Raw genomic sequence first — 12,965 nt, 5'->3', positions numbered from 1 at the left:
CCATGGGACGCCGCCCCCCCCCCCCGTGCATCAAGCAGGCGGGCATCGACCCGGTCTATTTCGGCGTGCTGTTCATCATCAACAACGCGATCGGGCTGATCACGCCGCCGGTCGGCACGGTGCTGAACGTGGTGTGCGGCGTCTCGCGGATCAGCATGGAGGACATCATCAAGGGCGTCTGGCCCTTCATGGTGGCGCAGCTGCTCGTCCTGCTGCTGCTCATCCTGTTCCCGTCTCTGGTCACCGTCCCCGCCGCCTGGTTCGCCCACTGACCTTCCATAAACAAAGAATGCGCGAAGGAGGAAACGCCGTGAACAAACGTCTGAAATCGTTCGGTCTTGGCCTGCTGGTTCCGGGGCTCATGCTGGTCGCCGGCACCACCATGGCCGCCGACTACAAGGAGCGGACGCTCAAGTTCTCCTATCTCAACGCCAAGGAGCATCCGCAAGGCCTTGGCGCCCAGAAGTTCGCGGACCTCGTCGCCGAGAAGAGCGGCGGCAAGATCAAGGTCCGGACCTTCCCGGGTGGTACGCTGGGCGGTGACCTGCAGACCCTGTCAGCCCTGCAGGGCGGCACGGTCGAGATGACGGTGATGAACAGCGGCATTCTGGTCGGTCTCGCCAAGGAATTCGCGGCCGTCGACATGCCGTTCCTGTTCAACAGCGCCGCTGAGGCCGACGCGCTGCTGGACGGTCCTTTCGGAAAGACGCTGCACGACAAGTTGCCGGAAAAAGGCGTGCTCGCGCTCGGCTACTGGGACCTCGGCTTCCGCAACCTGACCAACAACCGGCGGCCGGTCACCAAGGTGGACGACGTCGCGGGGCTGAAGATCCGCGTGATCCAGACGCCGATCTACATCGACACCTTCAAAGCGCTGGGCGCCAATCCGGTTCCCCTGCCCTTCACCGAGCTGTACACGGCGTTGGAAACCCGCACCGTGGACGGCCAGGAGAACCCGTCCAAGACCATTGAGCTGTCCAAGCTCTACGAGGTGCAGAAGCACCTGACCGTCACCCGCCACATCTACAACCCGCAATCCCTGCTGATCAGCAAGGCCTTCTGGGACAAGCTGACCCCGGACGAGCAGACGCTGTTCCGCGACGCGGCGGCGGAGGCCACCGCCTACCAGCGCAAGGTCTCCCGCGAGCAGGATGCTGAGGCGCTGAATGCCCTCAGGGCCAAAGGCGTCCAGGTGGTCGAGCTTCCCGCGGCGGAGCTGAACCAGTTCCGCGAGAAGGTGAAGCCGGTGGTCGAGAAGTACAAGGCGGAGGTCGGCCCCGCGCTGGTTGAGCAGATGTACGCCGAGATCGCGAAGGTCCGCGCCGGCAAATGAGCCCCGGGCAGCGTCGCCGGCGGGTTCCGGCGACGCAGCGCACGACGCCTGCACAGGAGCGACCATGTACACGCACATGCTGTTGCCGACCGACGGGTCGGAGCTCTGCGAAACGGCGGTTCGATCGGGGTTGCGGTTGGCGAAGTCCCTCGGGGCCACGGTCACCGTCCTCCACGTCGTGGTCGATACGGGGGTTGCGGCCGGAATCGGCAAAGCGATGCGGGACGAGACCGCCGGGATCCACGCGGCGCAGGAGTACCTGAACCGGATCGGTCACGACGCCAGCCGCCTCGGTGTGCCGCACACCTATTTCTACGTGGTGGGGGACAGCCCCGCCGCGGAGATCGTCCAGGTGGCGGAGAACCGCCGGTGCGACCTGATCGTCATGGCCTCACACACGCGGCCGGCGCTCGCCACTCTGCTGGTCGGCAGCCAGACCGCCCAGGTGCTGCGGCAATCTAAGGTACCGGTCCTCGTTTACCGCTAGGCGTCTACCGCTGGCCGGCACCGGCCGTCATGCCCCGTGTGATCCTCCGCCGTGTCTCCGCCCCTGCCCTTCTCCCCATCGGGCGCGCACCTTGCGCCGGGCCTCCGCCCGGCTCTTTCTTTGCCGTGCTGATCGTGTCCGCCGCAGCGTCCCTTCTCAGTTGACTGCGGCCCGGGCCCTGTCGCAAGCCGCTGGCTGGACACCCACGGGGGTAGCCGAGCGCCGGAGCTAGGATCGTCCTTGTGCGCTTTGGCCCCGTGTGCCCGCCGCACGGCCCCCTGTCGCGCCGCCGGTCCGAGCGTGGCGGCCATCGGCGACGCGCAGCGAGCCCGGCGACGACGCGCCGCACCCGGTCAACTGGGCGAGAGGCCGGTCAGTTGCGCCTCCTCGCGCAACTGCGCCTGCATCGCCATGCGCACCGGGGCGTTGACCGCACCGAACTGCTGATAGCCGCGCCGTTGCACGAATTCGAAGAAGAAGCGTTCCTCGAAGCTGTCCGTGTAAGCGTGGGTGAAGTCGCCCTGGTCGTCGCGGTCGAACAGCAGGTCGTCCGCCTTCAGCACCGCCACATGGGCGTCGTCCAGCAGGTGGCGGGCGGCGAGGTCGTCGTAATAGTTCGCCGGCACCGGCAGCATCGGCGCGCCGGCGGCGTGGGCCTGCGACACGGCCCGGCCGATGTCGCGGGCGCCGAAGGCGACGTGGTGCACGCCGGCCCCCGCCGTGGCGGTGACGAAGCGGCCGGTCGCGGTCATGCGGCTTTCCGAATAGTTCAGCGGCAGGCGCACGCTGCGGTCGGGGCTGACCATGGCGCGGCTGCGGATCAGGCCGTAGGGGTCGGGAAGCTCCCACAGCTGCTCCGGCACCAAACCGAAGACGGCGCGGTAGAACAGGACGAAGCTGTCCATGCGCCCCTGCGGCAGAGCCAGCGCCACATGGTCGATGCCGTCGATCGCGCTCGGCCCCCCGCCGGTGTCAGGAACGAGGTGGAAGTCGTCCTCCCAGATGCTGTGGACGGACGCGGTGGGCTGGACCAGATACACCAGCGTGCCGTCCGGCGCGCGCACCGCCGGGATCGGCCGCTCGCCCGCGCCGATGCGTTCCTGGTAGGTGGAGTAGTGCAGGGCCCGCGCGCGCTCCACGGCGCGGCCAGCGTCGTCCACGCGCAGCGCCATGGCGCAGACCGACGGCCCGTGCATTTGGAAGTGCTCCGACGCGGCGCTGTCCGGTTCGCTGTTGAGGACCAGGTTGGCGCGGCCCTGCCGGTAGAAGTCCACCGCCTTCGACTTGTGGCGGCCGGCGTGGCGGAAGCCCAGCGTGCCCAGCAGGTCGGCCAGCGTCCGCTTGGTCGGTTCGTCCACCGCGAATTCCAGGAATTCGAAGCCGTCGAAGACCGGCGGGGCCGGCAGGCCGGGGCCGTGCCCGGCCTCATCCTCCGCCAGGATCAGGGAACGCAGGCCGTCCGCCGCGGTGAGGCGGGCCGGGGCGGCGCGGAACTCGTCATTGAACACCTCCAGCGACAGCGGGCCGCGGTAGCCGCTGGCGAGCACCGCGCGCAGGAAGCTGCCGACCGGCAATTGACCCTGGCCGGGGAAGTTGCGGAAATGGCGACTCCAGGACAGCACGTCCATGCTCAGCTTCGGAGCGTCGGCCAGCTGCACGAAGAACAGCTTGTCGGCCGGCACCTCGGCGATGCCGGACGGGTCGTCGCCCAGCGACAGCGTGTGGAAGCTGTCCACGATCAGGCCCAGCGCCGGGTGGTCGGCGTGGCGCACGATGTCCCAGGCCTGGCGCCAGCGGTTGACGTGCCGGCCCCAGGCCAGCGCCTCGTAGCCGACGCGCAAGCCGCGCCGCGCCGCGCGCTCCGCCATCTCGGCGAGGTCGGCGGCGGCGCGCGCCGGGTCGTCGAGGGCGTGCGGCTGGACGTTGCTGCACACCAGCACGAGATCGGTGCCCAGCGCCTGCATAATATCGAATTTGCGCTCGGCCCGGTCCAAGTTGCGGGTGCGCTGCGGCTCCGGCATCGCCTCAAAGTCGCGGAAGGGCTGGAAGATGGTTATGGCAAGGCCCAACCCCTCGGCGATCCGGCGCACATCGTCGGGTGAGCCGTCGAAGGTCAGCAGATCGTTCTCGAAGATCTCCACGCCGTCGAACCCAACGGCCGCGGCGGCCTCCAATTTTTCCGGCAGCGTGCCGCTGAGCGACACCGTCGCGATCGATTTCGGCAGCGCCGAAGCGGCGCTGAGCTCAGCATCCAGGGCGGTGCCTTCGGTCATCGTTCCCTCCAGGGTTCGGAGCCTGACGTGTCGGTTGTTTTTTTAAGGACCCGGAAACTTCTGATGAGCGTTGTCGGATCCGCTTGACTGAACGTACCGGTTCGTACATTTTGGTGCAACAACAATAACGGGCAACCGGGGAGGGGGCCAGCCGATGCTTTCGGGTGGTCGGCGCCGTGAATACGTGACCCGTGGACCTTCCGGACCTTTGGTCCGACCAACGCTCTGCGCTGGCTGCGCTCCCCTTGTGCTCAACTCTGCTCAACATCGGTTGCCGGAACGAATTCCGGTGACCCGCCCTATTTCGTGCCGTTTCGGGGACACCGTATCCATGACCGACGCCGCCAAACCCGCCGTTCTCGCCGGCCTGATCGGCTCGGGCATCCAGGCGTCCCGCACGCCGTCCATGCACGAGCGCGAAGGCGCGGAACAGGGACTCCGCTACATCTACAAGCTGATCGATTTGGAGGCGCTCCGCCTGCCTGCGGAGGCCCTGCCGGAGTTGCTGGCTGCGGCCGAACGCCTCGGCTTTGACGGGCTGAACATCACGCACCCCTGCAAGCAGGCGATCATTCCGCTGCTCGATGCGTTGTCCGACGACGCCCGCGCGCTGGGCGCGGTCAACACCGTGGTGTTGAAGGACGGCCGCAAAGTCGGCCACAACACCGACTGGTGGGGCTTCGCCGAGAGTTTCCGGCGCGGCCTGCCGGACGTCCGGCGTGACCGGGTGGTGCAACTCGGTGCGGGCGGGGCCGGGGCCGCGGTGGCACACGCCGCCCTGACGTTGGGCACGGGCCAGCTGACCCTGTTTGATGTCGACCGCACGCGCGCTGAGTCTCTGGCCGCGGAGCTGTCCGCTCGCTTCGGCAACGGGCGCGCGGTGGCCGGCGGCGACCTCGCCAGGGCCATGGGCGCAGCGGACGGACTGATCCATGCGACGCCGACGGGCATGGCGAAATATCCTGGACTGCCCCTGCCGCGCGATCTGCTGCGTCCGGCCCTGTGGGTCGCGGAGATCGTCTATTTTCCGTTGGAAACGGAATTGCTGCGCGTGGCCCGCTCGCTGGGCTGTCGCACGATGGACGGCGGCGGCATGGCCGTTTTTCAAGCGGTGGAGGCGTTCCGCCTCTTCACCGGGGTCGCGCCCGACGCTGCCCGCATGCTGCGCCATTTCGCCTCCATGGGCCGCTGACAAGCGCCTGATCACCAACCTTTCTGTGTGGCGTAGCGCCAGCTCGACGACTCGATTCATCCCGAGGCGGTCGCGCCCGTCGCTCGTCCCGGCGCTTCGCATCGATGCCGCATGCGACGCATGCTGACCGGCGCCCGCACCCCGTGCCCGGAGGGCAAAGCCCGGCCTCGTTTCCGAAGCCGGGCTTTGCCCGACGTCACGACCGCGTCAGCCGGGCGTCGCTGATGCTCTGCGCGCGCAGGCGGTCATAATCGTCTTTATCCACCGGAACCGCACCCGGTTTGCCGAGGTCGTTCATGTGGATGCGGTAGGTTTCGCGGGCGGTCGCGGCCGCCACCGCCACGAGGACGGTGATGCCGAAGGTGATGCCTCCGACGGTGAGCGGGATGTTCTGCGAGCCGGGAGGCGCCACGGCCGTGAAGAGCGCCGGCAGCAACGCGGTGATCGCCGTCCCGATGTTCTGCGACACGGCCATCGCCGACACCCGGGTCCGCGTGGTGAAAAGCTCCGGATAGAAGCTTGAGAAGACGGCGTTGTAGCCCTGGTAGACAATGCCCCACATCAGAAGCGACATGGTGATCGCCAGCGGCACGCTGTGGATGCTGATGGCGTAGAGATAGCCGAAGGACATCAGCCCGGACCCGAGCGCGCCGACGATGATCGGGGGCCTGCGGCCGATCCGGTCCGACAGGTTGCCGACGAAGGGAATGACCAGCACCGCCAGGATGTTGCCCAGCACCGGAATCCACAGATAGAGATCCTTGGAGAAGCCGATTCCATAGGCCGGCTGCACCGCGTAGGCCGCGCCGAAGATCGCGGTGACGACGGGGATGACGTTCATCAGGGACATGCAGATTACCCGCAGCATGTCCTTCCCGCTGGTCCGCATCGCTTCGACGATCGGCGCCTTCGGAACGTCCCCGTGCTTGCCCTCTTCCGCGAAGGCCGGCGTCTCGTGCACCTCGCGGCGGATGATGTAGCCCGCGATGACGACCACAACGCTGAGAAGGAACGGGATCCTCCAGCCCCAGGAATTGAACGCGTCGGCGGGCATGTAGGCGGCGAGCGGCAGGAAGACGGCCGCGGCCAGGATCTGGCCGGCCTGCACGCCTTGCAGGGTGAAGCTGCCGTAAAAGCCGCGCCGGCCGAACGGCGCGTGCTCCACCACCATCGAACTCGCGCCCGAGATCTCCCCCGCCACCGCAAAGCCCTGGAGGAGGCGCAGGACGACCAGAAGCACCGGAGCCCAGATGCCGATCTGCTGGTAGGTCGGCAGCAGACCGACGCCCATGGTGGCGAAGCCCATCAGGAACATACACAGGATCAGCACGTTCTTGCGCCCGTGGGTGTCGCCCCAGTGGCCGAGCACGAAGGCACCGATGGGCCGGCTGACGTACCCGACGCCATAGGTGGCCAGCGACGCGACGATCGCGGCCGTTGGGTTTCCCGACGGGAAGAAGAGCTGCGGGAACACCAGGGACGCCGCGGTGGCGTAGATGAAGAAGTCGTAGTACTCCAACGCCGAGCCGATCCACCCGCTGGCGGCGGCGAGCTTGGGCTGGTGCGCGCCTAGCGGCTCGTGGACCGCCGCCCCGGCCAGGCCGTTGCTTGCGAGATTGGCCATCGGAGAGCCTGTCATGAGTGGTTTCCTCCGGGATTCTTGATTGGAACTTATGGACGCTTGGTATCCGTCATCGCCCTGAAGTGGGCGAGCATCCGGTCGCTGTCGGGCTCGAGGCCGGTGAAGTGCCGGAAGGCGGCGACGGCCTGGAACACCGCCATGCCACCGCCGTCGATGGTGCGGGCGCCGATGGCGCGCGCACGATGCAGAAGCTCGGTCTCCAGGGGGAAGTAGATGATCTCGGCCACCCAGAGGTCGGGTCGCAGCAGGGCCGCCGGCAGGGGCATGCCGGGATGGGCCTCCATACCGATCGGGGTGGCGTTGATCAAGCCGTTCGCCTGGGCGATGGCCTCCGAGAGGTCGCCGCCAACTTTGGCGCGCCCGACCCCGAAATGCCGCGACAGGTTTTGCGCCACGCGTTCGGCGCGTCCGGGATCGATGTCGAACAGGGTGAGTTCCCGCACGCCGAGCATCAGCGCCGCGTGCGCCACGGCGGCCCCGGCCCCGCCCGCGCCGATCTGCACCACACGGTCCAGCGCCACGTCGCTCATCGCGCGGCGGAAGGGTTCGGCGAACCCGGACCAGTCCGTGTTCTCGCCGATTCGCTTGCCGTCCTTGAAGAGGACCGTGTTCACGGCCCCGAGCGCGCGGGCGTTTTCGGACAGCGCGTCCAAATGCGGGATGATCGCCTGCTTGCACGGGTGCGTGATGTTCAGCCCGTCAAAGCCCATGCGCTGGGCCGCGGTGAGCAGGTCCGGCAGGGCTGCGACGCCAAGGCCGAGCTGGGTGAGGTCGATCAGGCGGTAGACGAGGCGCAGCCCCTGCGCCTCCCCCTCGCGCATGTGCAGTTCGGGCGTGCGGGAGCCCTGGATGTCCTGGCCGATCAGGCCAAGCAGGACCGAGCGTTTGGAAGTGTCGTGAACCACGGCAAGTCTCCATGGGACGCCGGCGTCACGCGCGGCGTCACTCCACCGCGTCAGATGTCGAAGAAGACGGTTTCGCGTTCGCCCTGAAGATGGATGTCGAAGACGTAGACCGCCTCGCCATCCCGGTCCTCGCGCTGGGCGATCAACGTGTCGCGCCGCAGCGGCGGGTCGATCATGTTCAACACCGGATCCTCCGCGTTGGCCACCGCCTCGTCGGAGAAATACAGGCGGGTCGAGAGGCCCATGTTGATGCCCCGCGCCGCCAGCCAGACATTGACGTGCGGCGCCATCGGCCTATGCCCGTGCCGGCCGACGACCCGGCCCGGCTTGATCGTCTCGAACGTGTAGATGCCGGTCTTGAAGTCGGTCCCGGCCCGGCCCCAGCCCCGGAAGCTGGGGTCGATGGGCTTGTCCTCCTGGCGGTCGGCGGGGTGGTTGTAGCGGCCGGCGGCGTTGGCCTGCCAAATCTCCACCAGTATGTCCTTCGTGACGGCGCCAAGCCCGTCGAAGACGCGCCCTTCAATGCGGATGCGTGTGCCCTTCGTCGCCGGGCCGACGAGGATGTTGCTGAAATTGGTTTCGAAGATGTCGAACCCAGCCTGGTGCGGGATCAGCCCGATGTGCACGTAGGGGCCCGCCGTCTGCGAGGCGGTTTCCGTGAAGGGTGGACGGGACGCGATCATGGCTCAGGCCCCCTGGAGCTTGTTTTCGAAATAGGTCTGGCGGCGGCCCCGCAGCACGATGTCGAAGCGGTAAGCCAAGCTGTCGAGCGGGATGGCCGCGTTCATGTCGAGCGGTGCGATCAGGCGCTGGATCGCGGCTGGATCCGGGATGGTGCCGAGGATCTGATCGTGGGGGATCAGCGGATCGCCCTCGAAATACATCTGGGTGATCAGGCGCTGCGCGAAGCCGGTGCCGAAGACCGAGAAATGGATGTGGGCGGGCCGCCAACTGTTCACGAAATTGCGGAAGGGATAGGCGCCTGGCTTGATGGTGCGGAAGGCGTAGCCGCCATTCTCGTCCGTCAGCGCCCGCCCGCAACCGCCGAAGTTGGGGTCGATGGGGGCAAGGTAGGTGTCGTTCTGGTGGCGATAGCGCCCGCCGGCGTTGGCTTGCCAGAACTCCACCAGTGTGTTGGGCACGCCCCGCCCATTCTCGTCGAGAACCCGGCCATGGACGATGATGCGTTCCCCAATCGGCTCGCCGTCGTGGGCGTAGTTGCGGATCAGGTCGTTGTCCAGAAGGCCGATCTCTTCGGGGCGGAACAGCGGCCCGGTCACTTCCGACAGGGAATTCTGCAAGGACCAGAGCGGCAGACGGGGCGAGCGCAGCACGGTCGACTTGTAGTGCGGCGTCAGCGCCGGTGGATGGAGGCTGCGGTCACGCTGATGAAATTCGCTCCCCGGGTGCATGTTTCCTCTCCTTGAAACGCATTTTTGATGAGTGTCCTTTTGTCGGACGACGTCACTGCGCGGCGGGCAGGCCGAGCAGGGCGCGCGCCTCCGCCGGGGTGGCGGGGCGGGAACCGTGCCGGGCGCAGGTCTCGGCGGCGAGCGTCACCAGTTCGGCGTTGCCGGAGGCGAGCCGGTCCGGAGCGATGCGCAGGTTGTCCTCCAACCCCGTGCGGATGTGCCCGCCGAGTTCCAGCGCCCAGTCCTGCACCTCCGCCTGATGCCGCCCGACACCGGCCAAGGTCCAGGTGGAGCCGGGCAGCAGCTCGCGCAGTTCCGACACCATGAAGTCCAGCGCCTTGCGCCGGGCCGGCATGGCGTTGCGCAGGCCCATGACGAACTGGACGTGCATGGGTGTCTTCAGCAGGCCGCGGTCGGCGAGCGAGCGAGCGCTGTAGAGCATGGACAGGTCGAAGACCTCGATTTCCGGCTTGATCCCGCTTTCCAGCATGAGGCGGGCGAGGTTTTCGATCAGCTCCGGATGGTTCTCGTAGATCATGCCGGGAAAGTTGACCGAACCGGTGGACAGCGACGCCATGTCCGGCTTTAGAGACAGCGAACTGCCCCGTTGTTCATGGCTGCGCCCGCGCCCCCCGGTGGAAAACTGCACGATCATGCCTGGGCAGTGCTTGCGCACGCCCGCCTGCACCGCCGCGAAGTACGCCGGGTCGGAGGAGGAGGTCTCGTCCGCGTTCCGGGCGTGCACATGCACCACCGTGGCGCCGGCCGCGAAGGCGGCGTGGGTGGACTCCACCACCTCGGGCGGCGTGATCGGAACCGCCGGATTGTCCTTCTTGCGCGGCACGGACCCGTTCACCGCGACAGTGATGATGGTGGGCTGCATCGTGTCCTCCCTTCCTTGTGATCGAGCGCCGGGCACGACGTGTCGCCTGCACAAAGCGACGGACAATGCCAGCAGCGCGCCATGGCCGACGCAGCGAACCGACGTCGCGCGTCCCACGGATCGGCGAAAATGCCGTGAACAATGTGCGTTTAACGCACAGATAATCAGTGTTCGAACACAATGCGCACGGCGGACTGTTGCTGTCAAGGGCGATTTTCGCGCACATCGTTCGATAATCGCCCAAAGAGACTGGCCACACGGGCCAATCCGCGTGGTCGCGTTTGCTCCCGTCGATCACGTGGCGAAAAAGGAATCGGGCACCACCCAGCACCAATCTCCGGGGCAGCCGCGTCGCAGCCCCGTGTGATCGCAAGAGTCAGATCGTCGACGGGATCACCGTAGGCCATAAACGAGTTGGCCGCTTGGTTTGTTTCTCCTGGGAGCCAGGGTCCAAACGGCGCAGATCCCCCAGCCAATTCACCCCGGCCACGTCATACCGTCCGGTGACGTCGCTGATCCAGCGTTGCGCGTAGCCCGTCACTTCGGGGACAAACGTCGCCGAGCGCCCCGACGTCAGCAGCCAGATGATCCACAGACGCGAGCGTTGCGTCCCGTGCTTCGCGTCCCGACCGAGCCGATACAATTCCGCTTCGCGGAGGTGCGGACCAAATGAATCTTGCTTCCCCGGCCCTGGACCATAGATTTCCCGATGCTCTCCTGGAACTGTTCACACGCGATCGAGATGAATGGACCGGAGGTCAAATGCCAACGCCGACGATCAAGGGGTCCGTTTCGGGGGCAAGCACCGCGCCGGCAACGCCCCCCAGGGACAACGCGTGTACCGAGTTCATGGCAAACCGGCAGACGCCGGCAGGCGTCTCCTCCACGTCGGGGCGGAATGCGTAAGGACGCGGAGCGTCATGCCGGACTCCGGTGTCTTGTGTGATGACGGTGAGGCTGGAGAGCGTGGGCGCACTTTCCTCCACCCACACCCAAAGCACTCGCGGATCGCTGCGATACAGGTCCATGAGTGTCGTCACCGTCGCGCGACAGACCGCCGGAGGAAGGTTATGCATTCCTTGGTCGGCCACGTCTGCTGCCACAAGCGATCCCCCGGCAACCGGCCCCCAAGCGCCGATCACCAGTCCGGACAGGATAGCGCCAGCCGCCGCCATCGCGGCCAGAAAGCTCAAGCCGCGATCAAGCTCGGTCCATCCGTCCAATATCTTGCGCATAACAATCCTTCGCACCGGATCCACTCCGGAGTGCTCACCTGGAACGACGGGACAAATGCTGCCGGAGCCGGCCGGCAACGTCACAGGCCGCCTTTGACGCCCTCATTTTATTGCTGCACTGCACAAACGCCAGGTTCGCTTGACGGCGGGGAGCCATGCGGGCGCCGCATGGCGTCCTCCTTGCCAAGATCCGGCCAAGACATCGAGGTGCGGGGGGCGCGGCTGCCCGAAGCCATTCTGCAATTCTCGTATCGCTGATGGGCGGCGTTGACGCCCGACACGCGAAAGGACCAGACGATGAAGACACGTGAACTGGGCCGCAGCGGCCTGACCGTCTCCGCGCTCGGCCTCGGCTGCATGGGGATGAGCACGAACTACGGCCCGGCTGGTGACCGGGGCGCGATGATCACCCTGCTGCGCGCCGCCGTGGACCGCGGGATCACCTTCTTCGACACCGCCGAGGTCTACGGCCCGTTCGCCAACGAGGAACTCGTCGGCGAAGGCTTGGCGCCGGTCCGGGATCAGGTGGTGATCGCGACGAAGTTCGGCTTCGACATCGACCCGGTGACCAGGGCGCGGCGAGGCTTCAACAGCCGTCCCGAACACATCCGTCAGGTGACGGAGGCGTCGCTGAAACGGCTCAGGACCGATCACATCGACTTGCTGTATCAGCACCGCGTCGACCCCGACGTGCCGATCGAGGACGTCGCGGGCACCGTCAAGGACCTGATCGCGGAGGGCAAGGTCCGTCACTTCGGTCTGTCCGAGACGGGCGCCGCGACCATCCGCCGTGCCCATGCGGTGCAGCCTGTGGCCGCGGTCCAGAACGAATATTCCCTCTGGGCCCGCGACGCGGAGCCGGAGGTGCTGCCCGCCTGCGAGGAACTCGGCATCGGCTTCGTGCCGTGGAGCCCGCTCGGTCAAGGCTTCCTGACCGGCAAGGTCGATCCCAACCAGGCCTTCGACCAGTCGGACGTGCGCTCGTGGTTTCCGCGCTTCACGCCGGAAGCGATGAAGGCCAACCAGGCGCTGGTCGCCCTCCTCGTCCGCATCGCCACAACCAAGCGGGCAACGCCGGCGCAGATCGCGCTCGCTTGGCTGCTCGCCCAAAAGCCGTGGATCGTACCGATCCCGGGCACGCGCAAGCTGCATCGGCTGGACGAGAACATGGCCGCGGCCGATCTCGAGCTCACCGCCGATGACCTCCGTGAGATCGCCGACGCCGCCTCCACGATTGAGGTGCAGGGCGCCCGTGGCACCGGCCACGAGCACTACGGCTGAACGGTCCAGGCCGCACCGCGCCTTCGGCGGCCGCACAGCGGCGCCGGAGGCCCGGTGCGGCCACTGGAGTGCCCCACGGCCAAAATTCTGACCCTCGGAGGGAACGGGCAGAGTGCGCGCGTGGCCACCCGGCTCTTCCTGGTCCAGCCCGACGCGCGCCTTTCGCTTTACCTGCGCGATGCCCGCCGCTTGAAGGAACCCGGCCCGGCCGATCGGATCACAGTCGTCGAAGGCGACGTTCTGGACGCCGCGACGCTCGCAGCAGCCATCGCTGGATAGGATGTCGTCGACGCCAACCTGTCCGGGCAGCCGGCCGCCCGAT

At 67.2% G+C, this 12,965-nt stretch carries 13 protein-coding genes; 6 read left to right on the top strand and 7 right to left on the bottom strand.

Annotated elements, in window-relative coordinates:
• The 3 genes from M2351_RS35730 to M2351_RS35720 all read left to right on the top strand — a co-directional run.
• The coding region (locus M2351_RS35730) for a TRAP transporter large permease subunit (protein ID WP_264660735.1) at positions 1 to 272 on the top strand (272 nt) is incomplete at its 5' end.
• A 38-nt stretch (positions 273 to 310) separates the two neighbouring features.
• On the top strand, positions 311 to 1,333 hold the full coding sequence (locus M2351_RS35725; RefSeq protein WP_264660734.1) for a TRAP transporter substrate-binding protein: 1,023 nt from the start codon (positions 311 to 313) through the stop codon (positions 1,331 to 1,333).
• 64 nt (positions 1,334 to 1,397) lie between these two features.
• On the top strand, positions 1,398 to 1,820 hold the full coding sequence (locus tag M2351_RS35720; RefSeq protein WP_264660733.1) for a universal stress protein: 423 nt from the start codon (positions 1,398 to 1,400) through the stop codon (positions 1,818 to 1,820).
• 353 nt (positions 1,821 to 2,173) lie between these two features.
• Here M2351_RS35720 and M2351_RS35715 read toward each other — a convergent pair whose 3' ends face one another.
• A complete protein-coding gene (locus tag M2351_RS35715; protein WP_319801962.1) occupies positions 2,174 to 4,093 on the bottom strand; it encodes a bifunctional sugar phosphate isomerase/epimerase/4-hydroxyphenylpyruvate dioxygenase family protein in 1,920 nt (639 codons plus the stop codon).
• A gap of 331 nt (positions 4,094 to 4,424) precedes the next feature.
• Between M2351_RS35715 and M2351_RS35710 the strand changes: the two genes are divergently transcribed.
• Positions 4,425 to 5,285, top strand: coding sequence for a shikimate dehydrogenase (locus M2351_RS35710; RefSeq protein WP_264660732.1), 861 nt, complete (start codon positions 4,425 to 4,427; stop codon positions 5,283 to 5,285).
• Between the two features lie 196 nt (positions 5,286 to 5,481).
• Here M2351_RS35710 and M2351_RS35705 read toward each other — a convergent pair whose 3' ends face one another.
• The 6 genes from M2351_RS35705 to M2351_RS35680 all read right to left on the bottom strand — a co-directional run bounded on the left by M2351_RS35705 (position 5,482) and on the right by M2351_RS35680 (position 11,362).
• Positions 5,482 to 6,924, bottom strand: coding sequence for an MFS transporter (locus M2351_RS35705; RefSeq protein ID WP_264660731.1), 1,443 nt, complete (start codon positions 6,922 to 6,924; stop codon positions 5,482 to 5,484).
• Between the two features lie 32 nt (positions 6,925 to 6,956).
• On the bottom strand, positions 6,957 to 7,832 hold the full coding sequence (locus tag M2351_RS35700; RefSeq protein ID WP_264660730.1) for a shikimate dehydrogenase: 876 nt from the start codon (positions 7,830 to 7,832) through the stop codon (positions 6,957 to 6,959).
• Between the two features lie 50 nt (positions 7,833 to 7,882).
• Positions 7,883 to 8,515 (bottom strand): protocatechuate 3,4-dioxygenase subunit alpha, encoded by a 633-nt coding sequence (pcaG, locus tag M2351_RS35695; protein WP_264660729.1) that lies wholly within the window; start codon positions 8,513 to 8,515, stop codon positions 7,883 to 7,885.
• A gap of 3 nt (positions 8,516 to 8,518) precedes the next feature.
• The gene (gene pcaH, locus M2351_RS35690; protein ID WP_264660728.1) at positions 8,519 to 9,244 is read right to left on the bottom strand and encodes a protocatechuate 3,4-dioxygenase subunit beta; all 726 of its coding nucleotides are present in this window, start codon (positions 9,242 to 9,244) and stop codon (positions 8,519 to 8,521) included.
• Between the two features lie 52 nt (positions 9,245 to 9,296).
• Positions 9,297 to 10,127, bottom strand: coding sequence for a BKACE family enzyme (locus M2351_RS35685; protein WP_264660727.1), 831 nt, complete (start codon positions 10,125 to 10,127; stop codon positions 9,297 to 9,299).
• Positions 10,128 to 10,885: 758 nt separating this feature from the next.
• Entirely contained in the window at positions 10,886 to 11,362 is a 477-nt protein-coding gene (locus tag M2351_RS35680) for a hypothetical protein (RefSeq protein WP_264660726.1), read from the bottom strand.
• Between the two features lie 267 nt (positions 11,363 to 11,629).
• On the opposite strand from M2351_RS35680, the gene M2351_RS35675 reads away from it, so the two are divergent.
• On the top strand, positions 11,630 to 12,643 hold the full coding sequence (locus M2351_RS35675) for an aldo/keto reductase (protein ID WP_454464603.1): 1,014 nt from the start codon (positions 11,630 to 11,632) through the stop codon (positions 12,641 to 12,643).
• A gap of 54 nt (positions 12,644 to 12,697) precedes the next feature.
• Positions 12,698 to 12,922, top strand: coding sequence for an NAD(P)H-binding protein (locus M2351_RS35670; protein ID WP_264660725.1), 225 nt, complete (start codon positions 12,698 to 12,700; stop codon positions 12,920 to 12,922).
• The last annotated feature ends 43 nt before the right edge of the window (positions 12,923 to 12,965 follow it).

Source organism: Azospirillum canadense (assembly GCF_025961225.1).
Lineage (GTDB): Bacteria > Pseudomonadota > Alphaproteobacteria > Azospirillales > Azospirillaceae > Azospirillum > Azospirillum canadense.
This window is presented reverse-complemented; position numbering and strand designations above follow the sequence as displayed.

What these genes read in the sequence shown, in the direction of transcription:
- M2351_RS35720 (WP_264660733.1), top strand. Translation starts at nt 1,398, where the DNA reads ATGTACACGCACATGCTGTTGCCGACCGACGGGTCGGAGCTCTGCGAA.
- M2351_RS35715 (WP_319801962.1), bottom strand. Translation starts at nt 4,093, where the DNA reads ATGACCGAAGGCACCGCCCTGGATGCTGAGCTCAGCGCCGCTTCGGCG.
- M2351_RS35710 (WP_264660732.1), top strand. Translation starts at nt 4,425, where the DNA reads ATGACCGACGCCGCCAAACCCGCCGTTCTCGCCGGCCTGATCGGCTCG.
- M2351_RS35705 (WP_264660731.1), bottom strand. Translation starts at nt 6,924, where the DNA reads ATGACAGGCTCTCCGATGGCCAATCTCGCAAGCAACGGCCTGGCCGGG.
- pcaG (WP_264660729.1), bottom strand. Translation starts at nt 8,515, where the DNA reads ATGATCGCGTCCCGTCCACCCTTCACGGAAACCGCCTCGCAGACGGCG.
- pcaH (WP_264660728.1), bottom strand. Translation starts at nt 9,244, where the DNA reads ATGCACCCGGGGAGCGAATTTCATCAGCGTGACCGCAGCCTCCATCCA.
- M2351_RS35685 (WP_264660727.1), bottom strand. Translation starts at nt 10,127, where the DNA reads ATGCAGCCCACCATCATCACTGTCGCGGTGAACGGGTCCGTGCCGCGC.
- M2351_RS35680 (WP_264660726.1), bottom strand. Translation starts at nt 11,362, where the DNA reads ATGCGCAAGATATTGGACGGATGGACCGAGCTTGATCGCGGCTTGAGC.